Below are 26,498 nucleotides of genomic sequence, written 5' to 3' on the forward strand. Positions count from 1 at the left end.
TCTTTTTGTGGTGAGAAAAGTGCGTAACTGTGCTATCATAGTATTGTAGCTTTTAAGAGAATGACAGGTGTCGGCGTGTGTTAAAGCCGACAGGCGAGGAGGGTGATAGGCATGGAAGAAAACCGGAATGTAATCGCAAATGACGCCACTGGAGCGGGAAACGTAACCGCAACATCCAATGACGCGATACTTACAGAAATTAGAGACCTTTCAAAGAAACGTCTTTTTTATCAAAAAATATCTACATGTTGCATAGCGGGAATGCTTGCAGTGCTTCTTATATGCGTGCTCATCGTTATACCCAAAGTCAGCACAACACTGTCTCATATAAACAGCGTGGCAACCAAAGCCGAGACATCGATTGAAAGCATTGACAAGATGACTGACAGCATCTTAAAAGCCAGCGAGAACATGAACAAGCTTGTTGACGATAACGGCGAGAACCTTGCGGCAGCCGTTAAATCGCTTTCCGAAATAGATTTTGAAGGATTAAACAAAGCAATCACCGATCTTCAGGATGCTGTAGGACCTTTGGCGTCGCTTATGAAGAAGCTCGGAAGATGACATAATATTTAGAAGGTTATTTTGACCAAGCAATAATTCAAATGCTTGAATTACGGAGGAAAAATCATGGGAAAGAAATCAGCAGAAGAAACATTTAAAGAAATCGCCAAAGAAGTTACCAAGGCCGCAGGACCTGTTATCAAGGCTGCGGAGCCTGTTATAAAGGACGTCAAGGAAGCAGCCAAGCCCTACATGGACAAGGCAGAGCCTTATATAAATGACATCAAAGCCAAGGCGGAACCTGTTTACAACGATATCAAGGCCAAAGCTGAGCCTGTTTACAACGACATCAAGTCAAAGGCAGAGCCTGTTTACAACGACATCAAAACCAAGGCCGAGCCTGTCTACAACGACATTAAAGCCAAGGCAGAGCCCATATATAACGACATCAAGACCAAGGCTGAGCCCTATATCAATAAGGCAAAAGAAAAAGCGGCTCCCGCAGCGGATGCTGTAAAAAGAAGCTCCAAGAAGGCAGCGGACGTAGCCAAGAATGTAGGAAATGACATAAGCAAGACGGCAGCAAAGCGCAAATGCAAAGAAGAAGTCTTTGTTCAGTACAATCACCACGAGGTAAGAACAACGGACATCGTTGAGAGAGCAAAGGCGGATTATGTTGCAAAGGGCAACAAGATGACCGATATCAAGGAAATCCAGGTCTACATCAAGCCTTCGGACAATGCGGCTTACTATGTCGTAAATCATCAGGATACGGGTAAGGTTGAGTTTTAAGAATTATGGCTATTGAATTACACACATTTTTTAATCTGTCACATTATGAATACGGCGAAGCTTTTTTCGGAAGCTACAAGGGAATGAGATACAGACTGGCGAGAGAACCGCTTGAGAACGTTAAATTCGTTCCTGTCGATCAAAGAGGTCCCGCGACGCTTATGGCGACGGTGTGGCCCGAGCCCAATTCATATGCCCATACGGACGACAGCCTCAAGACCAGCGAGAACTTTGAAGTATCGCAGGAAGGGCTTGAGAAGGCCGTTGAATGGTTTAATGAGCAGTATGAGAGCCGCATTACGGAATGGACGAAATAAAAATAAAATTTTTTTGAATCAAAAAAAGGAAATCGCAAACCCACGTCGAATATTATTGATGTGGGTTTTTTCTTTCCAAAAGTCACCCCACGGAAAAGAGACTTTACTTTGAAAATTCGAAAGCAGCTCGAAGAAAGAGAAAAAAAGTTCTTAAGCAAGCATGCTACTCTTAGCATGAATTCCAAAGGAAGAGAAAAAGAAGAAAAGCCGTGCGATATAAGGCCGTGCTTCCAAAGAGACAGGGACAGGATACTATATTCCAAGTCCTTCAGACGTCTTAAGGATAAGACGCAGGTTTTTTTGTCTCCGGACGGCGACCATTACAGAACTCGCATGACACATACATTGGAGGTTTCGCAGAATGCGAGAACGATTGCGAAAGCTCTTTTGCTTAACGAGGATCTTACTGAGGCGATCGCGCTCGGACACGATCTCGGACACACTCCTTTTGGGCATGCGGGAGAGAGAGCGCTCAATGATGTCAATCCCGGAGGCTTTAGGCACAATGAGCAGAGCCTTAGGATAGTTGAGATCCTTGAGAACTATGGAAGAGGCATGAATCTTACTTGGGAAGTAAGAGACGGAATATTAAATCATGAGCTCAACCTAACACCTGCAACGCTTGAGGGTAAGGTTGTCAGACTGTCCGATAAGATCGCATATATGCACCACGACATGGACGATGCGATCAGAGGCGGTATCATGCAGGAAAAAGACATTCCCGAAAGGCTTGCCAAGGTTATCGGCCACAGTAACGGAGAATGGCTCGATACGTTCATTCACGACATCATAGCGACCAGTATGGACAAGGACGATATCATGATGTCGGAAGAAATATATGAGGCTTTTTTGGAGCTTCGTGAATTTATGTTTGCCAATGTCTACACGAACCCGATCGCCAAGGGGCAGGAGGGCAAGGTAGAAGAAATGATCAAGATCCTTTACGGATATTATCTTGAGCATATAGATAAGCTCCCCGATTATCTGAAAGCAATGCTGGATGAGGGTGAGACCAAAGAGAGGATTGTTTGTGACTACGTAAGCTCAATGACGGACAGATACGCGGTTTCCGTTTTTGAAGAGGTATATATTCCAAAGTCATGGACGGTTCTGTGATAAAGACGCGGTGTGAGGCGATAAACCCGCGACGAAATACAAATGTGTAGGAGACTAATTATTTGCGCTACTCAGACGACTTTATAGAAGAGGTGCGCTCCCGCAATGACATTGTGGACATAGTCGGACAGTACGTCCATCTGCAAAAGAAAGGCGCCAATTATTTTGGCCTGTGTCCGTTCCACAATGAGAAATCCGGTTCTTTTTCGGTATCGCAGCAAAAGCAGATGTTCTACTGCTTCGGATGCGGAGCCGGCGGGAATGTCATCACTTTTTTGATGAAATATGACAACTTAACATTTCAGGAAGCGGTAAAAGAGCTGGCGGAGAAAGCCGGCATGAAGCTTCCGGACGAAGACGATTCTCCGGCCGTAAAGGCCATGCGCGATAAAAAGCAGATTCTTCTTGATATCAACAAGGAGGCCGCCAAGTATTACTACTATCAGCTTAGGGGTAAGACGGGGCAGAAGGGGATGGAGTACTTCCGGGAAAGAAAGCTCACCGATGAGACGATGCAGCATTTCGGACTGGGATACGCCAATATCTCGAGCCATGATCTTGTTGATCATCTTAAGGGGCTGGGATACACAGATGCCCAGATAATCGATGCGGGTCTTGCTTCCCACGATGAAAAGATGGGAACGCACGACAAGTTCTGGAACAGAGTAATGTTCCCGATTCAGGACGCATCACAGAAGGTTATCGGCTTTGGCGGACGAGTCATGGGAGACGGAAAACCCAAGTATCTCAATTCCCCGGAAACACTCATTTTTGATAAGAGCAGAAATCTATTCGGACTTAACTATGCCAAAAACGCTCGGGCAGGTTACATGATAATCTGCGAGGGCTACATGGATGTTATAGCCATGCATCAGGCGGGCTTTAACATGGCGGTCGCATCGCTTGGAACGGCGTTTACGACGGGACAGGCCATGATACTTAAGCGGTATACGGACGAAGTCATCCTGTCATACGACAGCGACGAAGCCGGAACCAAAGCGGCTCTTAGGGGAATAAAGATCCTGAAGGAAGCGGGGCTTCGAGGCAAGGTGCTCAACCTTAAGCCGTACAAGGATCCCGACGAATTCATCAAGAACGAGGGAAAAGAAGCTTTTGAAGAGCGGATAAAGAACGCAGAGAACACATTCTTCTTTGAAGTACGGATCATGGAAGAGGCACACGACATGTCGGATCCCGAATCCAAGACGGACTTCTACAAAGAAGTTGCCAAAAAACTCTGTGAGTTTGAAGAAGCTCTTGAAAGAGAAAATTACATAGAAGCGGTTGCCGCAAGATATAACATAGCGATCGACGACCTTAGAAAGCTCGTCACATCGTACGCGGCGCAGGGCGGAATGATAAAGACTTACGATAAGCCCAAATCCGGCATACAGAAAAAGAACTCGCCGGAGGACGGAGCCAAGAAAAACCAAAGACTCCTGCTTACATGGCTTACCGATGAACCGGGGATATTCCCCAAGGTTTCAAAGTGGATAACGCCCGAAGATTTTTCCGACGACCTGTACAGGAGCGTTGCGAAAGAATTGTTTGAGGGAATGTCGCAGGGAACTTTTTCACCTGCTTCGATACTCGATAGATTCACCGATGAGGAAGAACACGGCAAAGTCGCCGAGATGTTCAACACGAACCTGATCGAGATAGAGACCAAGGAGCAGAGGAGGAAGGCATTCCACGACATAATATGCGGCGTTAAGCTTGCAGGATACGAGAGGCAAAAGAGAGAGCTTAAACCCGACGATCCGAACTTTTTACAAAAGACGATCCAGGGAAAGAAAGATCTTGAGAAGCTCACGCACGCAGACATATCGCCGGATGATTGATGACGGCGATCATAAATAACGCATTATGAACAGACTTTTTTATCAGACATAAGTACTTAAGAGTTAGAAAAAACTATTCGAAAAGGAAAAAATACGATGGCTAAAAAAGTTGTAGAGAAAAAGGAAAAAGAAATCAAGAAGACTGCAGCTAAAAAGACTGCGGCTAAAAAGACTGCAGAGAAGAAGACTGTGGCCAAAAAGGTTGAGCCCAAGAAGGCGGCAGCCAAAAAAGATATTAAAAAAGATACAAAGAAAGAGACGGTTACAAAGAAAGTGGCAGCAAAGAAAGAAGAAGTAAAGAAGACAACAACCAAGAAAGAGACAGCAAAGAAGGAAGACACCAAGAAGACAGCGGCTAAGGCTCCCGCCAAGAAGGAGACGGCGAAAGCAACAGCCAAGAAGGAAGAGACCAAGAAAACAGCAGCTAAGAAGGAGACAGCAAAGGAAGCTCCCGCTAAGAAGGAAACAACCAAGAAGAGCACAACAAAGGCTGATACTAAGGAAGCACCTGCTAAGAAGACAGCTGCAAAAGAAGAAACAAAGAAGACAACTAAGAAAGAAGAGGCTAAGGAGGCTGTTCCCAAGAAGGAGAAGGCAGCTAAGGCAGATACTTCCAAGGCTAAGGAAGAAAAGCCCGCAAAGGCAGGAAAGAAAGCCGCTTCCAAGAAAGACGAAAAGGGCAAAGAGCAGGACGCCAAGGGTAATGACGGCGAGCTTGATGAAGCTACAAAGGAGCTCTTTGCACAGAAGATAAAAGAGATTCTTGCACTTGCAAAGAAAAAGAAAAACGTCCTTGAGTATACAGAGATAAGCGATTTCTTCACAGACTTAAATCTCAACGAGGAACAGCTTGATAACGTACTTGAGGTTCTTGAGAATTCCGGAATCGACGTTCTCAGAGTATCAGAGTCTGACGAGGATGATATCCCCGATGACGATGATATGATCCTTTCAGATGAGGATGAGGTTGATATGGAGAATATCGATCTCTCCGTTCCCGATGGAATCAGCATCGAGGATCCCGTAAGAATGTACCTCAAGGAGATTGGTAAGGTTCCGCTTCTTACCGCAGATCAGGAGATCGAGCTTGCCAAGTCTATGGAGGCAGGTATCGAGGCATCCAAGGAGATCGCGGAGGACAAGGAAAAAGGTAAGATCACAGCAGCCAAGAAAAAAGAGCTTGATCAGATAATCTACGAGGGAGAGGAAGCCAAGAAGCGCCTTGCTGAGGCCAACCTTCGTCTCGTTGTAAGTATTGCTAAGAGATATGTCGGAAGAGGAATGCTTTTCCTTGATCTTATTCAGGAAGGAAACCTCGGTCTTATCAAGGCCGTTGAGAAGTTCGATTTCCGTAAGGGATTCAAGTTCTCAACATACGCAACATGGTGGATCAGACAGGCTATCACAAGAGCCATTGCCGACCAGGCAAGAACAATCCGTATCCCCGTTCACATGGTTGAGACCATCAACAAGCTCATCCGTGTAAGCCGTCAGCTTCTTCAGGAGCTTGGCCGTGAGCCGCTTCCGGAGGAAGTTGCAAAAGAGATGAACATGCCCGTTGAGCGTGTTCGTGAGATCCTTAAGATATCACAGGAGCCTGTATCTCTTGAGACACCTATCGGTGAAGAGGAAGACAGCCATCTTGGTGATTTCATTCAGGACGATAACGTTCCTGTACCCGCAGACGCAGCTGCATTCACACTTCTTAAAGAGCAGCTTGTTGAGGTTCTCGGAACACTTACAGAGCGTGAGCAGAAGGTTCTTCGTCTTCGTTTCGGTCTTGACGACGGAAGAGCAAGAACACTCGAAGAGGTTGGTAAGGAGTTCAACGTAACTCGTGAGCGTATTCGTCAGATCGAAGCCAAAGCGCTCAGAAAGCTTCGTCATCCCAGCCGCAGCCGCAAGCTCAAGGATTATCTTGACTAATGCGTGATAGAGATATGAATCTTGTAGAAAAAAAAATGTCAAAGCGCCTTGTGACCATCTGTGAGATGCTAAGAGGCGCAGGAGACATCATATGTAACAGTATTGCAGATGCGTCAGACTCCGCTTCTGCAGAAATGAACGAGGGAGGGCTTCGCACGGCTGATGTCGGATGCGACCACGGATACATATCCATCTACCTTGTGCAGAACGATATATCCGAGTCTGCCATTGCGATGGATGTTCGAAAGGGACCTCTTTCCGGAGCTGCCGACAACATAAATGAATACGGACTTTCAGGTCGCATCGAGACAAGACTTTCCGATGGGTTAAAAGAGCTTAAGGAGGGCGAAGTTAATTCGGTTGTCATCGCGGGAATGGGCGGAGATCTTATGAAGCGTTTATTGGAGGATGCCAATCTTTCCGCACTCGGGATCAAGGCAGGGGTATTGCAACCGCAGTCCGAGCTTGATCTTTTCAGAGCATACCTTAGAGAAAAAGGCTATTTGATCGCGGATGAAAAGATTGTATTCGAAGACGGCAAGTACTATTTTCCGATGCTTGTGATATTCGATGATAACTTTGGGGTATCGGAATCTTTGGAGACTTCTGAGAGCATTCGAGATATGCATGCAGGCAACGCGCTTGAAAACGCAATCGCAATGCTTTGCGATAAGAGCGGCGTTTCCAAAGAGGATGCACTTAATATCTGTAACGCATACGGAGAACACAATATACTCTCTGCGAATTCTCTTTTGCATGATTACCTTGTACACGGCAGGCAGGTCGACGAATCGATAATTAAGAGCCTTGATAAGGATGCACATGCGGAGAGACTTTCCGAGATAAAAAAAGAGTTATTCTATATTGATTCGATTTTAAAAGCAGCATTTTTATAAAAAATAATCCGAAATTGCAAGGAGGAAAGAGAAGTGCCTGTAATTAAGATTAACGGAACAGCAAGAGAATACGATAAAGGTACAACCTACGAGGAGATCGCAAAAGAGTATCAGCATGAGTTCAGATACAGGATCGCAGCGGTTATATTTAACGGAAAGATCTGCGAGCTCATGAAAAAAGTTAAAAGAGACGGCGAGCTGTCTTTTGTAACGTTTGGGGATGATATCGGTCACAAGACCATGAGAAGAACGGCCGTAATGATGCTTATCAAGGCGATAAGAGACGTTGAAGGTAAGAATAGTGCTCCATCTGCAAAGATCGAGTTCCTTATCGGAAACAGCTATTATTGCACGCTTCGTGACGGCATGGAAGTTACGGACGAGTTTGCACAGAAGGTAGCCGAAAGATTTAAACAGCTTGTCGATATGGCTATTCCTATCGTAAAGAACGTATATCCCATCGATGAAGCCATCGAGCTTTTCAGAGAGCAGGGAATGACCGATAAGGTAGCTCTTTTGAAATACAGAAGAAGTTCTGAGATCAACATCTACAAGCTTCAGGATTTCTATGATTATTTCTACGGCTACATGCTTCCGAATACGTCTTATATCGAGAACTTTATGATAACGAGAAAGGGCGAGGGACTTATGCTCACCCTTCCGCCTAAGTCAGAGCCGGACAAGCTTATTATTCTTGAGGACAGAAACAAGCTCTTCAACACCATGAAGCTTGCAAGTGACTGGGGCGCAATGATGGGAATCGACAATGTCGGTGACCTCAACAACAAAGTCTGCGAAGGCAGGATCAACGAGATGATCCTCGTTCAGGAATCACTTCAGGAAAGAAGAATCGGCGAGATTGCATGCAAGATACACGATCGTCCGGACGTTAAGTTCGTTATGATCGCAGGCCCCAGTTCTTCAGGTAAGACGAGCTTTGCCAACAGACTTTCGATACAGCTTCGTACGTACGGACTTATTCCGCACCCGATAAGCCTTGACAATTATTTCGTCAACAGAGAGGATACCCCTCTTAATCCCGACGGAAGCTACAATTTCGAGTGCCTCGGAGCCATGGATATCGAGAGATTCAACGAGGACATGGGTAAGCTCCTTAAGGGAGAGCGTGTTGAGATGCCTGAGTTTAACTTTATTACGGGCAAAAGAGAGATGAACGGCGAGTTCCTTCAGCTTGGAGATAACGACATTCTTGTTATCGAGGGTATTCATGGACTTAATGAACAAATGACTTATGCGCTTCCCGCAGAGTCCAAGTTTAAGATCTATATAAGCGCTCTTACAACGCTAAGTATTGATTCGCACAACAGAATTCCTACAACAGACGGACGTCTCCTTAGAAGGATCGTACGAGATGCAAGGACGAGAGGTGCTTCAGCAAAGAAGACCATCAGCATGTGGGATTCCGTACGCGCAGGTGAAGAGGAGAATATCTTCCCGTTCCAGGAGGATGCGGATGAGATGTTTAACTCAGCTCAGATCTATGAGCTTGCCGTAATCAAGCCTTACGCAGAGCCGCTTCTTTTCTCGATTGAAAAGGGTGAACCCGAATACTACGAGGCAAAGAGACTTCTTAAGTTCCTTGATTATTTTGTCAGCGTAGACAGCTCAATGCTTCCAAGAAACTCAATTTGCAGAGAGTTCGTCGGCGGAAGCTGTTTTAAGGTGTGATATTTAGTGATCACAGGGTGGCTGCCTTTAATGAATTGATAAATCAGGCAACAGAGTGAACGGATATTATGAAATATGCAAAAGAATATTGGGATGACGTCGCTTCTTGTATCGGCAACATTCCCGAGATAGAAAAACTATATAACAAAAACCTACTTATAACGGGGGCTACGGGCATGCTCGCATCCCCCGTTGTTGATATTGTTTCTTTCCTTAACAGGGAAAAGAATGCAGGTATCAAGCTTATTATCGCAGGCAGAAACAGGCAGAGAACGCTTGATAGGTTTAAAGGCGTGCTTAAGGAAGAGGACATTAAGTTCGTTGAGTTTGACGCCAATTATATGTACAAGCTCAACGTGGAGGCCGATTACATCATTCACGCCGCAAGCAATGCCGACAACGGTATGTTTTTAAAAGAGCCTGCGGAGACCCTTTTTTCCAATGTAGTCGGAGTTAAGAGCATGCTTGATCTTAATGTGAAGAACAAGGGCAGCAGACTCCTCTACGTATCTTCAAGTGAGGTTTACGGAGAGCTTCCGGAAAAATGCGCTGCGGTGAACGCAGGCGCTTCGGTGGCTGCCGGTGATGCGAAAGCTGCGCATGCTTGTGATGCCGACGGCAGCATGATAAAAGAGACCGATTATGGCTATGTCGATGTCCTTAGCACAAGGTCATGCTATCCGAACGGTAAGAGAGCCGCCGAGACCCTGTGTTCATGCTATATTACGGAGTACGGCGCAGATGTTGTCATAGCGCGCCCGGGATATATCTACGGACCGACGATCAAGAAATCAGATAAAAGAGCTTCCGCCGCATTTACCTTTGACGCGGTAGAAGGCAGAAACATAGTAATGAAGAGTAAAGGAGAGCAGCTACGGTCTTATTGCTATATGCTGGACTGCGCGACAGCTCTTTTGACCATATTATTAAAAGGAGAGTGTGGGCAAGCCTACAATATCTCCAATAAAGACGCGATCGTATCGATCAGGGATGTGGCCGAGGCGCTTGCAAAGGCGGGCGGCGTTTCCGTTGTATTTGAGAATCCTTCAGATGCGGAAAAGAGCAGCTACAACACCATGAAGAATTCAGCACTTGATGCTTCCAAGCTCGAAGCACTCGGCTGGAAGGGCATGTACGGACTTTCCGACGGAATAGAAAGGACACTTAAGTATCTTTAATGACTATTTTGCGCGGAACGATATGTTGTCTGTGCCAAGGCACACGCATCCTTCATCGGAGCCACCTAATAGTATCCCTAAGTAGTGACCTTTGTTATCGAATAAGCCGCTTCCCGACATTCCGGGATCGACATCACAAAGACAATAGATCATATTCATATTAAAATCAGGAATAAACTCATCTACCGATTCGATCGTACCGACTGAGGCTGTTCCTGTTTTTGCTTCCATGATAAAAATATCGTCGTGAGAAAGAGGCGCTTCTTTAGATAATCTGACGCTCTCATAATCAAAAGAGTTTTCGCCTTCAAAGCCCTGTTCTTTGGAGGCTTTTTTCATGTCATTTCTTTTGACCCTGATAAGAGCAATGTCTTTTTCCTCGTTATACTTGATGACCCGGCCTTCGGCTACAAGCCCGTCGTGGAAGGTGATGGCGCAAGGGGAGAAGGCATTCGGCTGAGCGCTTTCTGTATTAGCTGCGCCTGACGCATTTTGAGAATCTTTATTGTCCACCACTGCACTTGTCCCATCTTGGGAGTCTTCATAATCTACTACATGCCCCGCAGTTATGATATCCACATATGTGGGACTTATTCTCCATATATTTCCGCTTCCTTGCACGTCGCCGCATTTAACAGTTACGACCGTCTTATAAACATAATCGATTGCCGTGCCGATATCTCCTACGGGCGCAGTTATTTCTTTTGTCATGAACTTGTTCTGCGGCCTAAGTGAGTAGATGCGGTAAGCAAACGGCGCAGAGCAGAGTATTATCAAGGCTGTTAGCAGCGCGATGGTTTTCTTTTGTGACATGATTTATCCTTATAACATTTAAATGATATCTATGTGTTGACAAAAACAATTGTTTTGCTTAAATTAGTTAGGTACTTTCATAATACTATAATATATTATTGACCGAGATAATACGAGCAGGATAGATGATCGCTGCCATGCAAACGAAAGGGCATGGGAGAGGAAAGTCCGGGCTTCGCAGGGCAGGATGCCAGATAACGTCTGGCGGAGGCAACTCCCGAGATAGTGCAACAGAGATATACCGCGTTAGCAATGAGGCGGGCGTCTATGGAGCGATTGCCGGATACACGCTTGCGTGTAAGACGGCATATCACGACATAGACATGCGGCGAATGCCGCGTAACGAGGAATGCTTGCATTCCGAGTGACCGCCTCATTTGATTCGTAAGGGTGGAAAGGCAGTGTAAGAGACTACCGTGCCGGTGGTAACACCGGTAGCCATGTAAACCTCATCCGAAGCAAGACCGAATAGAAAGCAATGAGTCGGCCCGGCTCGCTTTCAGGTGGGTCGCTTGAGACTGTCGGTGACGGCAGCCCTAGATAGATGATCATCCACGACATAACCCGGCTTATAGTCCTGCTCACAGCTTAAAACAATTATTGGGATCTATTCCCGATATGCCAGACCAAAAAAGATTCTGTACCCGAATAACCGGGAACAGAATCTTTTTTATTGTCTTATTAAGTTCACTTTATTCAGTTCTTGGCAATCACGTCCTCAACCGCTTCTGTAAGAGCTTCCTTTGAAACGGGCTCGTCGTAATATACCGCGAATGTCTCTGAGCCGTCATACCACATTGCGCTGCTAAGCTTATCGCCGTTTCCTCTGACGGTAACGGTGACGTTGCCTATCTTTGTTTCCTCTATAACAGAATACTTCGCATCGTCGCCTGTAAGTTTGACGTAGTCAGCTTCTTGACCGGTTACCTTGCAGATATGCGGTTCGTTGCCGGTTTCTTTGTCAGACTCTTTTTTACTGTCTGTAGGTGCGGCGTCTTTTGAACTTTTGATTTCCTGCTTGTGAACAGGGTCTTCAGCAGCCGCCTCTGTTTCATTTATCTCCTCGGCGGGAACTTCATATGCTGCTTCCTCGGCGGCGGCTTCAGCTGCGCCCTCCGGCGCCTCGAATGCTTCCTGAGTAGGAGTCATGTTTCCCATAGCGCCTTCGCTCATTGTAGCGGAATCATGACGTCTGTAGCCGTCACCGATAACGGTTTTGATCGCGATACCCGATGCTGTGACGATAAGCACCGCTGCGGCTACGCTAAGCCATGTTCTGTACGTCTGAGTGTGGAAGAAACTTATTTTTTCTTTTTTGTCCGTACTTGATACTTTTTCCTTGTCGTTACTTTTTGTATCTGTGTTACCATCAAGTTCATCCTCAATATTTTGAAGGATTCGATTTTTCATGTCTTCAGTAACGACAATATTATTCATTAGATCATTGTATTTACCCAAAGTCATATTCCTCCTTCAAAATTTTTTTGAGTTTTTCTCTGGCTCTTTTCAGATCTGATCTTATGGTGGATTCTTTTCTTTCTAAGATCGCCGCGATGTCGACGGTGGAGTAGCCTTCCTGATAGTATAGGTGAACAACTTCGGCATACTTCTCCGGAAGAGATTTAACTGCTTCCCAGACAAAAGAAAGTTCCTCTTTTTCCTCGGAAACCAGTCCCTCCATCAGTTCGTCGGTTTCTCTTAGTTTGTTGTATTTTATTTTGTTTTTACTTAAGTTGATGGCAACTCTGAGTAGCCATGCCTTTTCATGCGACTCATCATTATAATCCGAGTCTGATTTCAAATATTGTATAAGCGTATCTTGCAAAATATCCTCCGCGTCTTCCATGTTGTGAAGATAGGAGTACGCTGTTCTTAGTATGGCATTGCCGTATTTTTCCAAAAGAATTGCCGCTCGTTCGCGATTTTTACCCATGTTAATCCCCAACTAATCTGTATTTTAGACTTTAACACGGGTATTATAACATTTATAGGTCTCTTTTTTCCACCATTCTTACAAGCTGAATAAATTCATCCTTATATTCGTCCTTGGATTCTATCTCGGGATAGGTGCTTGTAATGTGCTTGTAGCTTGCATCTTTCTTGTAATCACTGTCTGAAAGAATGAGAGAAAACTCTGCAACGATCTGAGCAAATTTCATGTTGTCGCTCTTTTTTTCTTTTTCATCTTCATCTGTAACGGTGTAGCTTGAAAGCTTGGACTCATCAGCTTCGGGCTCTTTGTATCTGACGTTTACCGTTGCATACTCATTGCCGTATTCTTTTTCTTCATTGCTCTGATACTTAAGGTTTACAGCTTTTTCGCTGTCTGCGGTTGTGATCTCGTAAAGAGCGATAACGCTGTGACCTGCGCCGACTTCTCCGCCGTCCTTTTGATCGTCGTTAAAATCTGCGGCGTCCATCTGTCTGTTTTCATATCCGATGAGTCTGTAGCTGTTAACCTTATTGGGATTGAATTCAACCTGTATCTTGGCATCTTTTGCTACGGTGACCATTGTTGAAGTCATCTCATCAACGAGAACCTTTTTGGCTTCCATCATAGAATCAATGTATGAGTAGTTGCCGTTTCCGCAGTCTGCGAGTCTCTGCATGCTTGCGTCCTTAAAGTTACCGGTTCCAAAGCCGAGTACTGATAAAAATACACCGGTATCTTTTTTCGTTTTAATAAAGTTCTCAAGTTCGTCGGGATCTGATATTCCGACGTTGAGGTCTCCGTCTGTAGCCATGATGACTCTGTTTACGCCGCCATCGATATAATTTTCGGCTGCAAGCTCATAAGCTTTTTTCATACCGCTCTCACCGTTTGTGCAGCCTGCTGCGCGAAGTGAGTTGATCGCTTTCTTTATCTTTTTCTTATTTGAAAGGTCTTCGCCTTCAAGCAGAACTGTTTCTTCTCCCGAATAAGTTACGATGGAGATTGTTCCTTCGCCTGTGTAGTTGTCGACAAGCTCATTCAAACTCTTTTTTAAAAGAGGAAGCTTATCATTAGAATTCATTGATCCCGATACATCAATAAGGAAGACAAGATTGCTTGCGGGAAGCTCTTCGCTGTTCATGTCTGATGTCTTAAGTCCGACAAACATGATCTTATGATCCTTATTCCATGGGCAATCGGCAAGCTCTGTTGTTATTCCGAACGCTTCGCCCTTGTCGGGAGAGTTAAGATCATAGGAAAAATAGTTTATGAATTCCTCAGGTCTTACCGCGCTTGTGGGGATATCTTCCCTTGAATATCCATCCTCGATCATTCTTCTTACATTAGAATATGAAGCTGTGTCGACGTCCATTGCAAAAGTGGAAAGAGGATTGACGCTTACAAGTGTCGCTCCGTTTTCATCGGGCTTTTCATAGGTTTCCGAATTTTCGGGCGGATAGTACATGTATTCTTCGCCCTCCGTTGCCGCCTCTTCGTAGTTTCCGGCTGACATGTCAGACTGAGCATTTTTAGTGGATTTCTGTGCAGATTTTTCACCGCTTGATGCTACCTTCAGTGAAGGATCGCTACTTGGGCTCGGTGCATATTCAGCAGATGGATCCGATGAATATTCCGCTTCTTGCGCTGTGGGGGCAGTGCTTTTTGAGCCGCCGCATCCTGCCAACATAGTTGCTGCCAGCGTCATTGCCAGCGTTACATTAAATCCCTTCTTAATTTTCTTTTTCATAATGTATCCCTCCGTGCAGCATTTTGGTGTGATTATTATGCCGCTATACCTTATAAACAACGGAGGATGACAAAATGTTGCACACTACAACTTTTGCAATACAAAACATTTTTGGCTATGTTATGATATTACCGTATGAAAGGGCTTACACAGGTCAAGATTTGCAAGTTTTTATAATGAAATTGAACTGACGCGGAAAAATTTATCTAGTATCATTACATATATCAGATTGTAATTATTGCTATGCAATGGAACGGAGGGTATATGGAACTTAGAACAGCTTGTTCACCTATGGATGAGAAACACTATGATACTCAGAGACTTCGTCGGGAATTTTTGATCGACGACCTTTTTAAGCCGGACGAGATCAAACTCGTATACAGCCATATCGACAGGATCATTACGGGATCGGCGGTTCCTGCAACCAAGGAACTTAAACTTACCGCAGGTGATGAACTCAGAGCGGAGTATTTTTTACAGAGACGCGAAATGGGTGTCATCAATATCGGCGGAGCCGGCGTGATCACGATCGACGGCAAGAAGTACGAGGTTGACTATAAGCAGGGCATGTATATAGGAATGGGGTCAAAAGATATTTCTTTTGCCAGCAAGGATTCTCAGAAACCTGCCAAATTCTATATCAACAGCGCACCCGCTCACAAGACTTATCCTACGGTGCTCATCAAAAGAGAAGGCACTCCTTCGGAAGATGTTGTCATCATTAAGGATGAGAATAAAAAGGAATTGGGAAGCCTTGAAGGTTCCAATCACCGAGTTATCAACAAATACATATTACCCGGACAGGTAGAGACCTGCCAGCTCGAGATGGGAATGACCGAGCTTAAGCCGGGAAGTGTATGGAATACAATGCCTTGTCACACACATGACAGGCGAATGGAGGTTTATCTCTATTTTGATATTCCTGATGATGCGATCGTTATGCACTTCATGGGTGAACCTAATGAGACACGCCACATTGTCATGCGCAATGAGCAGGCTGTTATCAGCCCAAGCTGGTCTATCCACTCAGGATGCGGTTCTCAGGCCTACACTTTTATCTGGGGAATGGTCGGAGAAAATCAGGACTTTGACGACATGGACGATGTTGCCATGAAAGATCTGATGTGATCCACCGTAACAGTAAGCGCATAGTATTTGATGATATTAGGAGGTTATGGAAATGCAGGACTTTTTAAAGAATTTTTCACTTGAGGGCAAGGTTGCGTGGGTAACAGGTGCTTCATACGGACTTGGACTTGCATATGCGACAGCGTTTGCACAGAGCGGAGCCACGATTGTTTTTAACGATATCAGCAAGGAACTTGTGGACAAGGGAATGGCTGAGTACCAAAAGCTTGGTATCGAGGCTTTCGGAGAAGTGTGCGATGTCACAGATGAGAAACAGGTCCGGGATTTTGTGGCTAAGGTAGAGCAAAAAGTCGGAACAATTGATATACTTGTAAACAATGCGGGTATCATCAAGAGAATTCCGATGATCGAAATGACTGTGGAACAGTGGAATCAGGTTATAGACGTAGACCTTACGGGACCGTTCATTTGCTCCAAGGCAGTGCTTCCCGCCATGATCAAAAAAGGCAGCGGCAAGATTATCAACGCCTGCTCCATGATGTCGGAGTTTGGACGTGAGACAGTATCCGCTTACGCTGCAGCAAAGGGCGGACTTAAGATGCTTACAAGGAATATCTGCTCCGAGTACGGACAGTACAATATTCAGTGTAATGCCATCGGGCCCGGATATATCGCGACTCCTCAGACGGCTCCTCTTCGTGAGAAACAGCCCGACGGATCGATGCATCCCTTTGACAGATTTATTCGTTCCAAGACACCTGCGCAGAGATGGGGCAAGACGGAGGACCTCATGGGACTTGCCGTATTCCTTGCATCCCCGGCTTCTGATTTTATCAATGGACAGGTTGTCTACATTGACGGAGGTATCACTGCTTACATAGGACAAGATCCAAGCAATCTTGATCCGAGTAAGCTTGAGGATTAAATACATTAAGTAAGAAGAAAGGCATTAAAATGGATAAGATTTGCGAAGAACTTTACAAAATTGGTATCGTACCCGTAATTGCGATTGATGATGCCAAAGACGCGGCACCTCTTGCAGAGGCACTTATTAAGGGCGGTCTTCCCGCAGCTGAGGTTACATTCCGTACCGATGCAGCTGAGGAAGCGATCAAGATCATTTCTAAGGAATTCCCGGAGATGATCGTTGGTGCAGGAACCGTGCTTAATGCAGAGCAGGCGGACAGAGCCAAGGCAGCCGGAGCTAAGTTTATCGTAAGCCCCGGATTCAACAGATCCAACGTTGAGTATATCAAGAGCATCGGAGTACCGGTCGTTCCCGGAACGGCAACTCCCGGTGAAGTTGAGCAGGCTATAGAGCTTGGACTTGACTGCGTAAAGTTTTTCCCTGCCGAGCAGAATGGCGGAATCGCCAAGATCAAGGCTATGGCAGCACCTTATACCAAGATGCATTTCATGCCTACAGGCGGTATAAATAAGAACAACTTGAATGATTACCTTGGATTCAATAAGGTATTTTGCTGCGGTGGTAGCTGGATGGTTAAAAAAGATCTCATCTCTGCAGGAAAGTTTGATGAGATCGAAGCTATGACCAGAGACGCTGTAAATGCAATGCTCGGATTCACAATGAAGCACATCGGAATCAATGAGAGCGACGCGGCATCAGCGGAAGCTACAGCCGATAAGTTTGATTCTCTCTTTGGATTTACCAAGAAGGTCGGCAATTCTTCAATCTTCGCAGGAAGCGTTGTAGAAGTTATGAAGGCTAAGGGAAGAGGAGCAAACGGACATATTGCTATCGGAACCAATAATGTTGACAGAGCGGTTTATCACCTTGGTAAGCAGGGCGTTAAATTTGATGAGTCATCATTTAAATATGACGCCGACGATCATCTCAAGGTTGCATACCTTGCGGACGAGCTTGGAGGCTTTGCTGTTCATCTTGTAAAAAACTGAGCTCCGAGAGCGGAAGTTCATTATAATATCTTTAGATTAGAGAGGAAAAATCATGGCAAAAAAAGTTGTTACTTTCGGTGAGATCATGCTGCGCTTGCAGCCCGACAATTATTTAAGATTCGTACAGGTGGATCATCTTGAGGCTACATTCGGAGGCGGAGAGGCTAACGTATCTGTTTCTCTTGCAAACTACGGACTTGATTCCGTATACGTTACCAAGCTTCCCACACATGAGATCGGACAGGCAGCTGTCAACTCACTTCGCAAATACGGTGTTGATACATCAAAGATCACAAGAGGCGGTGACAGAGTAGGTATCTACTTCAATGAGAAAGGTGCTTCACAGAGAGGTTCCAAGTGCATCTATGACAGAGCACATTCAGCTATCGCTGAGGCAGTTCCCGCCGACTTTAACTGGGATGAGATCTTCGAGGGAGCAGAGTGGTTCCACTTCACAGGTATCACTCCCGCTGTAAGCGATTCTCTTGCAGAGATCACACTTGAGGCTGCCAAGAAGGCTAAAGAGCACGGACTCATGGTTTCTTGCGACCTTAACTACAGAGGAAAGCTCTGGAGCAAGGAGAAGGCCGGAAAGGTTATGGGCGAGATCTGCAAATATGTTGACGTTTGCATTGCCAACGAAGAGGATGCGGATGACGTATTCGGAATCAAGGCTTCTTCAACAGACGTTACAACAGGTAAGCTCAACAGAGAAGGCTATATCGAAGTAGCCAAGAAGCTTACTGATAGATTCGGATTTAAGAAGGTTGCCATCACACTTCGTGAGTCTATCTCAGCCAATGACAATAACTGGAGCGCAATGCTCTATACAGACGGACAGGCTTACTTCTCCAAGAAGTATGCACTTCGTATCGTTGACCGTGTAGGCGGAGGAGATTCCTTCGGAGGCGGACTTATCTACAGCTGCGTTAACGGCTTCGATCCTCAGGCTACCATCGAGTTTGCGGTTGCGGCATCAGCGCTTAAGCATACTATCGAAGGTGACTTCAACCTTGTTACCGTTGATGAAGTCAACAAGCTTGCAGGCGGAGACGGATCGGGAAGAATCCAGAGATAAAATAATAAAAATATCTAATATGAACACCGCACATTATTTAAAATGTGCGGTGTTTTATGTATAATTAAAAAAGGATATTTTACAGTATGAGGGTATTGAATTGAATATAAGACTGGATAAAACAGCTAATACTTTTCTTATACTTTTTTCCGTATTGGCAATGCTTCTGACGGGGGTATTGGTCGAAAGAATTGTTATGCGGAACAACTTATCATCGATCTACAGATGTAGGATCGGTCTTAACGGTTCAAGACTTTCCGACGAGTTCTATGCTAATGTCAAGAAAGTTTCAAGTGTAAGAACAGCCAATACATATGCAACTCAATATGAATTTGTGATAAATAATCTGGGAACCAATGACCTTGAGAATTGGAATATCTTTTTGGCCATGCCCAGAGGTTCTTCGGTTACGGATGTTTGGAATGTTGAACTTGCCCGCGATGACAGAGAAGATCTTGTTATTACGCCGGTCAACTACAACATGACGATCAGCGCCGGAGGAAGTGTAAGCTTTGGTTTTACTATCCATACAAGAAGAGCATATATGCCTTCAGCACTCATGCTCAGAGGCTTCAAGACCGTGCCTCCGGGAGCGACTACCGCTAGCCGCCTTATAATAGTTTTTTTGATAATATGGGGAGCGGTGTTTGTAGGCTTCATGGTAGCAAGACTCAATTCGAGAAGCTACCGTGAGAAGCAAAAGACAGATATCAAGATCATCCTTCAGTCGATGAATACATTCATAAGCTTCATCGATGCCAAGGACCCTTATACAAGGGGCCATTCAAGGCGTGTTGCTATGTATGCCGCTGAGATTGCAAAGAGAATGCATCTTCCGGAGAATGAGATACAGAACGTATATTATGCAGGTCTTTTGCATGATGCCGGTAAGATAAGTATCCCCGATACCGTTCTTAATAAGCCGGGAAAGCTTACGGATGAAGAGATGGCAGCCATTCGTAACCATACGGTTGCGGGCGGCAATATGCTCAAGCAGCTCTCGATTCCGGGGGTTCGCGAAACAGCTCTTTATCATCATGAGCGCTATGACGGACTTGGATATCCCGAGGGACTCAGAGGAGATGAGATTCCTCTTTATGCAAGAATAGTCGGAGTTGCGGATTCTTACGATGCTATGTCCAGTAACCGTGTATACAGAAGACATCTCAACAAGGATGAGATAATCGAGGAGATTCAGAAGGGATCCGGCAATCAGTTTGATCCCACCATAGTTGTGTACATGGTTGATATGATAAATGACGGATACGTCAACGTTGTTAAGATGGAAACTGCCGATTCCGAGGACGGATCGGACAGACTTCACCTGAGGGAAGAGGATATTCCGGGGCTCTACATGGGCTTTTAACAGCATGATTTTTGGCGAAAGGGGATTTACTTAAGGTGCCTTTGGAGAGCGCGAACAAGCAGGACAATAAGCTGATACATCTTGAACTTTTAAGGATCATTGCTTGTTTTTTGGTAATACTGAATCACACGGCAGGGTACATTAACTGCTTTGTGTATGACAAAGACTATATAACTTTAGAACTGATCGGGAATCTTTTTATCGGGATGCTGGTCAAGATCAACGTTCCGCTATTCTTTATGATAACCGGAAGCCTGCTTCTTAATAAGGACAGAGATTACAATTATGTCTTTAAAAAAGCAATCAAAACTTTCGGAATTCTCCTGTTATTTAGCATAGTTGCCAACTTCTGCAATCAGGGACACATATATGTTCCCGGATTTATAAGAAGCTTTGCGACGGCCAAGGTTGACGGAGCCGGACCGTACTGGTATCTGTATGCATATATCGGAATACTTCTTATGCTTCCGTTTCTAAGATCCATCGCGGCAAGGCTTTCTATGCGTGATGTGATCTATATCATAATCGCAAGGACATTGATAACGGGGATCATACCCATGATATTCCTGTTCCTTAATGTCATCATGGATTCCAATATCTATATCGCCGAAGATTTTAATCCGGTCATTTTTACCGTTGACTGCGTATTTTACCCTATTGTGGGCTTTGGTCTTGACAGACTTTTGGAAAAAGAGAAAACGGATAAGCTTAAAGCAATCTCTTTTATCCTGTTGTTCCTGGGAGCAAACGTGCTTGAGATCTTCCTTACGTGGATTGCGGGACTTGATAACGTATATCGCGGCTTTGATTTCCTGATGGCAATCGGAATCTTTATGTTTATCAAACTTATCATGGGTAAAAGAGCCGGTGAAGAGACGGGTAATATCGGTGGTTTCATTAAACTTGTCGGCGGACTTACTTTCGGAATATATTTGCTTGATCCGATAGTCGGTAATTTGCTTAAGCCTTTGATAATCGGTACCCGTAGAAGCGATAATATGCTTCTTTTAATGTCTTTTGTTTACTGCATCGTATCGATGTTTATATGCGGAGTTATCACCTTTTTATTTAAAAAAATAAGAAAATAAAAAATATTTTTAAAAATAGTATTGACTTACCTCGTTCGTCGTAGTATATTTTACTACGACAGGAATAGTACGATAGACGAGGTGATTTATAGATGATAAAAAAAAGCTGAGGAGAGGAAGTGATTAATAATATGATAGAAATTAGCAGTGATGTCATTAGGGGGTATAATGACACGATGATCTTATACATACTGATGGAGGAGCCTTCATACGGATATGAGATTGCAAAGAGAATAAGGGCGATGACTTCGGACAAGTATATCATCAAAGAAACTACCCTGTACTCTGCTTTTACCAGAATGGAAAAAAACGGCTATGTTATTTCATATAGCCAGAACGCCGATAACGGAAAGAAGAGAACATACTATAAGATTACAGAGGCAGGCCAGGCATATTATAAGGATAAATGTGCTGAGTGGCAGCTTACTAAAGAAGTGGTAGAGCACTTTATCAGAGGAGACGAGTGATATGGAAACGATAAGAAACTATTTGGAGACTATGTTTGCGAACCTTCCAAATACTATGGATGTTCTGAAGGCTAAGAATGAGCTTTATCAGATGATGGAAGATAAATATGAAGAATTGATCGCTGAGGGTAAGCATGAGAATGAGGCTGTAGGTATCATCATCTCGGAGTTCGGTAATCTTGAAGAGCTTGCCGAAACACTCGGAATCAGCGGTGTTGTCAATAATAATGTGGATCTTGATACAAGAGTCGTTACAGATGAAGAGGCAATGGATTATGTGCTTGATGCTTCTCAGCACAAGCTTTTTGTAGGTGTAGCTGTTATGCTTTTCATCATTTCACCTATATTCCCTATCCTTTTTTCAGGTAGTGAGGGAAATGCATTGGGACTCGTCGGATTTTTTGTAAGTATAGCTATCGGAGTAGCTCTCATTATTCTTTCATCTGTTCGTATGGGAAAATGGAGCTTTTTGGATAACATCAACTGCATTATTGAATATGCAACAGCCAACGCATTATATACAGAGCTTAGAAACAATATACTCAGTAAAGCTGTTATGAAGACTATCGGTATTATGTGCATCATTTTGTCATTTATTCCTGTTATCATTCTTGATGAGCTCACAGTCAAGTCATTCTTCGGTGCTGAAATGGCTCCGGCTGCGTTGTTTATCATGGTTGGCATCGGAGTACTTCTTATCATTGCTTCAACAGCAAAAGAAGGAGCATACAACAAGCTTCTTTCTATCAATGATGCCAAGAAGGTTGCCGGAAACTATGATTCTGTCAGATCGACACAGCATGACTACGGCAATGAGATCTTCAATAAGATCATGCCTGTTTATTGGAAAACGGTAACATGTGTTTACCTTATATGGAGCTTTTTGACATTCCATTGGCACAAGTCTTGGATAATCTGGCCGATTGCCTGGGTCATCCACAGAGTTATTTCAACATCATATAGTGATAAGAGGAGATAAAATAAAATGAAAAAATATATTACCGTATTAACTATCGTCACGGTAGTTTCCATTATCGTGGGATCTGTTATACATCTTAATTCATGCAGAGATAATATGCATATTAGCTACGATTTCAGCTCAGACAATGACGGTGACAGTAAGATGGGTGAAGTCTTTGATAAAGATTTCGACAATATTGAGATCGGAATGGCACTTGTAGAGGTTGAGGTCAAGGATGGCGATGTTTTCAAGGTTGATTATAAAGGAAAAGATAAATATAAGCCTGTGATCAAATCAGACGGTGACACACTTGTTGTTAGCAACGGTGACAGAAATTTCCCTGTTACTTCTATACGTGCTCATGATGAAAATAAGCTTACAGTCACCATTCCTAACGGAAAGGTATTTGATAACGCTAAAATAGAGTCCGTTATGGCGGATTTCGACATTGACACATTGAATGCCAAAAATCTTGATATTGATGTCCCTACAGGTGAGATTGTGATCCATAACTCAAAGGGAGACAATCTGAAAGCAGAGGTTGTTAAGGGAGATCTTAGACTTGAGGGTGATTTCACTGATCTTGATATCACAGCCGTTCTCGGTAATGTTGAGATCGATCTTGCGCAGGATGTGAACAAGTACAATGTCGAAGCCAATTCCGAGTTGGGAAGTATAGAGTGCGGAGATGTTAAAGCCAATGGAGCTTCCTCTTCAAGCCAGAACGGTGATCTTGGAAACATCAAAGTTGAATGTTCAATGGGTAGCGTAAAGATCAAATAATAAAACGAAATACATATAGGGGTTGCTGATAGTATTTAGTGGGGTCGTGAAAGGAAAAAAGAAAATTGGTAACCATAAAAGAGATCGCAAAAGAGTGCGGTGTATCGACCGCTACGGTCTCAAACATTCTTAACGGGAAAAAGAATGTAGGTGAAGAGACCAGGGCGAGAGTCATGGCGGTGGTTGAGAGAACGGGGTACAAACTCAACTATATCGCGCAGGGACTCAGAAAACAGAAGACACAGACTATCGGTATCATAGCTGAAGATATCGGTCAGTTTACAACACCCGAGATGATCGAGGGTGTTATGGAAGTATGCGAAGAAAACGGATATAGGACCATTGTTCAGAATCTCCGTTTTTATTCAAGATGGAATGATATATGGTTCGACAATGAGACCATGTGTAATTCCGTGATGGAGCCGGCTGTCCGGGAAATGGCTTCAATCCGAGTTGACGGAATAATCTACATAGCGGGACATGCAAGAAATATCAGCAGATTCCCGAGTGAATACAACATTCCTTCTGTGCTTGCTTATGCATATTCTCAGGATAAAAAAGTTCCGTCCGTTGTTATTGATGATGAAGATGCGGCAAGAGTTGTTGTTAAGTATCTTATAGATCACGGACACAGGAAGATAGGAGTTCTTGCGGGTGAGCAGGATAACCTTCATGCGCAGCTTCGTATGCTGGGCTATCAGAAAGCTCTTTACGATGCAGGAATTCTTTACGACCCCGAGCTTGTTATCTATGCTGGCTGGGGCAAGGAGTTTGGATACAGAGAATCAGCTAAGATCCTTGAAAAGGGAGTCACAGCGGTTTTCTGTATGAGTGATCAGATTGCCGGCGGATTGTATCAATATCTTTTTGAACATAATATGCAAGCCGGAAAAGATATTTCCGTAGTAGGCTTTGATAATCAGGTGATATCCGATTACTTCATGCCGGGACTTACGACGACCAAGATCGATCTTATAGGTATCGGAAGGACAGCAATGAACATGCTTCTTGATAAACTCGACGGAAAAGAGACGGAGCAGCTTGTGAGAGTTCCTTGCAAGATGATCAAGAGGCAGTCTGTAATGGTTAAACGATAAAAATTGTGCATTATTTACAAAAACGTCTGTTGTAAAACAGACGTTTTTTATATATACTATACAGTATTATGTAAACCATATTGACTTTTTAGCGCGAATGAAATATATTCAGAATATGTTAGGTTAATCGTTTAATCAACCTAATTATTTTGGAGGTGGAGATGAGAGGTAAGTTTACATCATTACTTCTTACCGGCGCTTTATTAACAACACTTCTTACAGGATGTGGCATGGAGTTTGGCTCCGAAGCTGAAGAATATGAGTCGGACGCAGTTATTCCCAAGTCGGGGGACTTGGTGGCAGACATTGATTTTGAAAAGGCTGCGAAAGCGATCACAGAGCGAAAGGCTATGGCTCGTCAGACCGGCGAATATCAAACGGTGGTAGTGGCATTTTTTGACTGGACAGGAAGACCTGTCGGTACAGATAGGATCAGTGCTGCGATTTCAGCTCACACTGAAGAGACACTTGGACTTGACGTAGAACTTAGGATCTTTGATTCGTCTCAATACGGCGATGATATGAAGGTTCTTTTATCTTCGGAAGGACAGGTTGATCTTTTTACCAGCGCTTTCCTTGGGTACAATGCTTGTATCAATGACGGATATGCGCTTGATCTTGAGCAGAACGGATTGTTTGATGATTATTGCGCGGGACTTAAGAGCAAAGTCAGAGATGAATATTTGGACGCATGTCGCATTGGAGGCACACTTTACGGAACACCTCCGATCAAAGATTACGCAATAGAGACTTGTGCCGTATGTATCGGTAAAGAATACCTTGACGGCATTGGATATAACGCAGACGGACTCCCTAAGGGTGAGCTCGGCTATCCAAAGGCCACCTGGTCTGAAATTAACGATATTTACGCACAGCTCCATGAAAAATATCCCGATAAATACGTGATAGCAACCCAGGATAATATTTTAACCCAGGGTAGTACGGTTGATAATCTCGGGGGAGATTATTTCGGAACGCTTCTTGATCCTGAGAATTCACTTGTGGTCAAGGATGTATTTTCATCGGATGTTTTCAAGGAGTGGTGTCTGCGAACTTATGAGTGGAACAATGAGGGGTATATTGCCGAGGATGCACTGACCAACAATCAGGCGGCTTCGGCAAAGGTCAAGTCCGGAGCTTATATGTCCTTAATGGCTGCGTGTAAGCCCGGATACAAGACTCAGATTTCAGGTGAATGTGGGAGAGAGATGGTTGTCTTTGATGTGGGAGAGAGCTTTATGAGTTCTTCGGCCGTATCAAACTTTCCCTGGTGCGTTAACAGGGACTCTCAAGACCCCATCGCCGCAATGCAAGTCCTTGACGCTCTTTATACAGATCCTTATATTGAGAATCTGATATGTTGGGGCGAAGAGGGTGTTGATTATAAGTTAAGTCACAAGGGTACCATAACATTTGCGGACGGTGTCGATGCTAACAATTCCGAGTACTATCCCAATGTGTTGTGGCTTATGCCCAATCCATATATCGCATATGTTTGGAAAGGAGATTCACCTGACCTTGGTCGGGAAATTTCCGATTTTAACGATAACTGTGAATGCAGATCCCTGGCCATTGGTTTTACATGGGATAACACAAATTACGCTGCAGAGTGCAGAAACTTGCAGGAAGCCTATGATGAATTCGCACCACAGCTTGTACACGGATTTATCGAACCCGAAGAGGGAATAGAAAGGCTTGAGACGGCTTTAAAGGCCGCAGGTCTTGAAGATTATATGGAAGCCAAACAAAGAGCCCTTAATGCATGGGCAAATGAAAACAATATATATTAATATGCGTTTTACCTAATTCCCATTTTGAATCCCCGGAGCACCCCCACTTTCCCCGCTTCGGGGATTCTTTTTTAAGTAATCACCAGGCTCGGTATCTTGACAATACGTTT

Annotated in this window: 24 protein-coding genes and 1 other RNA gene; 21 read left to right on the forward strand and 4 right to left on the reverse strand. The window is 44.3% G+C overall.

Annotation, left to right across the window (positions count from 1 at the left end):
- Positions 1 to 111 precede the first annotated feature (111 nt).
- The 9 genes from BM377_RS04975 to BM377_RS05020 all read left to right on the forward strand — a co-directional run bounded on the left by BM377_RS04975 (position 112) and on the right by BM377_RS05020 (position 10,259).
- Positions 112 to 564: a hypothetical protein gene (locus BM377_RS04975; RefSeq protein WP_092244645.1), complete on the forward strand. Its 453-nt coding sequence runs from the start codon at positions 112 to 114 to the stop codon at positions 562 to 564.
- A gap of 66 nt (positions 565 to 630) precedes the next feature.
- Positions 631 to 1,296, forward strand: coding sequence for a DUF6465 family protein (locus tag BM377_RS04980; protein ID WP_092244648.1), 666 nt, complete (start codon positions 631 to 633; stop codon positions 1,294 to 1,296).
- 5 nt (positions 1,297 to 1,301) lie between these two features.
- The gene (locus BM377_RS04985; RefSeq protein WP_092244651.1) at positions 1,302 to 1,613 is read left to right on the forward strand and encodes a hypothetical protein; all 312 of its coding nucleotides are present in this window, start codon (positions 1,302 to 1,304) and stop codon (positions 1,611 to 1,613) included.
- A 108-nt stretch (positions 1,614 to 1,721) separates the two neighbouring features.
- Positions 1,722 to 2,729 carry a deoxyguanosinetriphosphate triphosphohydrolase gene (locus BM377_RS04990; RefSeq protein WP_092244654.1) on the forward strand — a complete coding sequence of 336 codons (1,008 nt, stop codon included), beginning with the start codon at positions 1,722 to 1,724 and terminating at the stop codon, positions 2,727 to 2,729.
- Positions 2,730 to 2,791: 62 nt separating this feature from the next.
- On the forward strand, positions 2,792 to 4,570 hold the full coding sequence (gene dnaG, locus BM377_RS04995; RefSeq protein WP_092244657.1) for a DNA primase: 1,779 nt from the start codon (positions 2,792 to 2,794) through the stop codon (positions 4,568 to 4,570).
- A gap of 750 nt (positions 4,571 to 5,320) precedes the next feature.
- Entirely contained in the window at positions 5,321 to 6,496 is a 1,176-nt protein-coding gene (gene rpoD / locus BM377_RS16715) for an RNA polymerase sigma factor RpoD (RefSeq protein ID WP_092244898.1), read from the forward strand.
- The gene (locus BM377_RS05010) at positions 6,496 to 7,392 is read left to right on the forward strand and encodes a class I SAM-dependent methyltransferase (protein WP_092244660.1); all 897 of its coding nucleotides are present in this window, start codon (positions 6,496 to 6,498) and stop codon (positions 7,390 to 7,392) included. The genes rpoD and BM377_RS05010 overlap by 1 nt, the downstream gene beginning before the upstream one ends.
- A 33-nt stretch (positions 7,393 to 7,425) precedes the next feature.
- The gene (locus tag BM377_RS05015) at positions 7,426 to 9,081 is read left to right on the forward strand and encodes a nucleoside kinase (protein ID WP_092244663.1); all 1,656 of its coding nucleotides are present in this window, start codon (positions 7,426 to 7,428) and stop codon (positions 9,079 to 9,081) included.
- Positions 9,082 to 9,149: 68 nt separating this feature from the next.
- Positions 9,150 to 10,259: an NAD-dependent epimerase/dehydratase family protein gene (locus BM377_RS05020; protein ID WP_092244666.1), complete on the forward strand. Its 1,110-nt coding sequence runs from the start codon at positions 9,150 to 9,152 to the stop codon at positions 10,257 to 10,259.
- Between the two features lie 3 nt (positions 10,260 to 10,262).
- Here the strand turns inward: BM377_RS05020 and BM377_RS05025 are convergent, their stop codons facing one another.
- A complete protein-coding gene (locus tag BM377_RS05025; RefSeq protein ID WP_092244670.1) occupies positions 10,263 to 11,072 on the reverse strand; it encodes a S1 family peptidase in 810 nt (269 codons plus the stop codon).
- 113 nt (positions 11,073 to 11,185) lie between these two features.
- Here BM377_RS05025 and rnpB point away from each other — a divergent pair.
- Positions 11,186 to 11,660: RNase P RNA component class A (gene rnpB, locus BM377_RS05030), an RNA gene on the forward strand.
- Between the two features lie 108 nt (positions 11,661 to 11,768).
- On the opposite strand, the gene BM377_RS05035 is transcribed toward rnpB, so the two are convergent.
- Genes BM377_RS05035 through BM377_RS05045 form a run of 3 tightly spaced genes read right to left on the reverse strand, consistent with a single transcriptional unit; the run spans position 11,769 to position 14,752 of the window.
- Complete coding sequence (locus BM377_RS05035; protein WP_143104464.1) at positions 11,769 to 12,530, reverse strand: hypothetical protein; 762 nt, start codon at positions 12,528 to 12,530, stop codon at positions 11,769 to 11,771.
- On the reverse strand, positions 12,523 to 13,005 hold the full coding sequence (locus tag BM377_RS05040) for an RNA polymerase sigma factor (RefSeq protein WP_092244677.1): 483 nt from the start codon (positions 13,003 to 13,005) through the stop codon (positions 12,523 to 12,525). The genes BM377_RS05035 and BM377_RS05040 overlap by 8 nt, the downstream gene beginning before the upstream one ends.
- A gap of 52 nt (positions 13,006 to 13,057) precedes the next feature.
- Positions 13,058 to 14,752: a vWA domain-containing protein gene (locus BM377_RS05045; protein WP_092244681.1), complete on the reverse strand. Its 1,695-nt coding sequence runs from the start codon at positions 14,750 to 14,752 to the stop codon at positions 13,058 to 13,060.
- A 264-nt stretch (positions 14,753 to 15,016) separates the two neighbouring features.
- Here BM377_RS05045 and kduI point away from each other — a divergent pair, with 264 nt between their 5' ends.
- From kduI to BM377_RS05100, 11 genes are all read left to right on the forward strand, one after another.
- On the forward strand, positions 15,017 to 15,880 hold the full coding sequence (gene kduI / locus BM377_RS05050; protein WP_092244683.1) for a 5-dehydro-4-deoxy-D-glucuronate isomerase: 864 nt from the start codon (positions 15,017 to 15,019) through the stop codon (positions 15,878 to 15,880).
- A gap of 52 nt (positions 15,881 to 15,932) precedes the next feature.
- Entirely contained in the window at positions 15,933 to 16,766 is an 834-nt protein-coding gene (locus tag BM377_RS05055; RefSeq protein ID WP_177223802.1) for a gluconate 5-dehydrogenase, read from the forward strand.
- A 29-nt stretch (positions 16,767 to 16,795) separates the two neighbouring features.
- Positions 16,796 to 17,758 (forward strand): bifunctional 4-hydroxy-2-oxoglutarate aldolase/2-dehydro-3-deoxy-phosphogluconate aldolase, encoded by a 963-nt coding sequence (locus BM377_RS05060; RefSeq protein WP_092244688.1) that lies wholly within the window; start codon positions 16,796 to 16,798, stop codon positions 17,756 to 17,758.
- Between the two features lie 52 nt (positions 17,759 to 17,810).
- A complete protein-coding gene (locus BM377_RS05065; RefSeq protein WP_092244691.1) occupies positions 17,811 to 18,836 on the forward strand; it encodes a sugar kinase in 1,026 nt (341 codons plus the stop codon).
- A 100-nt stretch (positions 18,837 to 18,936) separates the two neighbouring features.
- Entirely contained in the window at positions 18,937 to 20,202 is a 1,266-nt protein-coding gene (locus BM377_RS05070) for an HD domain-containing phosphohydrolase (RefSeq protein WP_092244695.1), read from the forward strand.
- Positions 20,203 to 20,237: 35 nt separating this feature from the next.
- On the forward strand, positions 20,238 to 21,290 hold the full coding sequence (locus BM377_RS05075) for an acyltransferase (RefSeq protein WP_177223803.1): 1,053 nt from the start codon (positions 20,238 to 20,240) through the stop codon (positions 21,288 to 21,290).
- A 131-nt stretch (positions 21,291 to 21,421) separates the two neighbouring features.
- A complete protein-coding gene (locus BM377_RS05080; protein WP_092244700.1) occupies positions 21,422 to 21,757 on the forward strand; it encodes a PadR family transcriptional regulator in 336 nt (111 codons plus the stop codon).
- Between the two features lies 1 nt (position 21,758).
- Entirely contained in the window at positions 21,759 to 22,736 is a 978-nt protein-coding gene (locus BM377_RS05085; RefSeq protein ID WP_092244703.1) for a permease prefix domain 1-containing protein, read from the forward strand.
- A 6-nt stretch (positions 22,737 to 22,742) separates the two neighbouring features.
- Positions 22,743 to 23,501 carry a DUF4097 family beta strand repeat-containing protein gene (locus tag BM377_RS05090; protein ID WP_092244706.1) on the forward strand — a complete coding sequence of 253 codons (759 nt, stop codon included), beginning with the start codon at positions 22,743 to 22,745 and terminating at the stop codon, positions 23,499 to 23,501.
- Between the two features lie 65 nt (positions 23,502 to 23,566).
- Positions 23,567 to 24,598: a LacI family DNA-binding transcriptional regulator gene (locus BM377_RS05095; RefSeq protein ID WP_092244709.1), complete on the forward strand. Its 1,032-nt coding sequence runs from the start codon at positions 23,567 to 23,569 to the stop codon at positions 24,596 to 24,598.
- A 161-nt stretch (positions 24,599 to 24,759) separates the two neighbouring features.
- Positions 24,760 to 26,388 (forward strand): ABC transporter substrate-binding protein, encoded by a 1,629-nt coding sequence (locus tag BM377_RS05100; RefSeq protein ID WP_092244712.1) that lies wholly within the window; start codon positions 24,760 to 24,762, stop codon positions 26,386 to 26,388.
- Positions 26,389 to 26,498 lie beyond the last annotated feature (110 nt).

It is taken from the genome of Butyrivibrio sp. INlla21, from assembly GCF_900116875.1.
GTDB lineage: Bacteria > Bacillota > Clostridia > Lachnospirales > Lachnospiraceae > Butyrivibrio.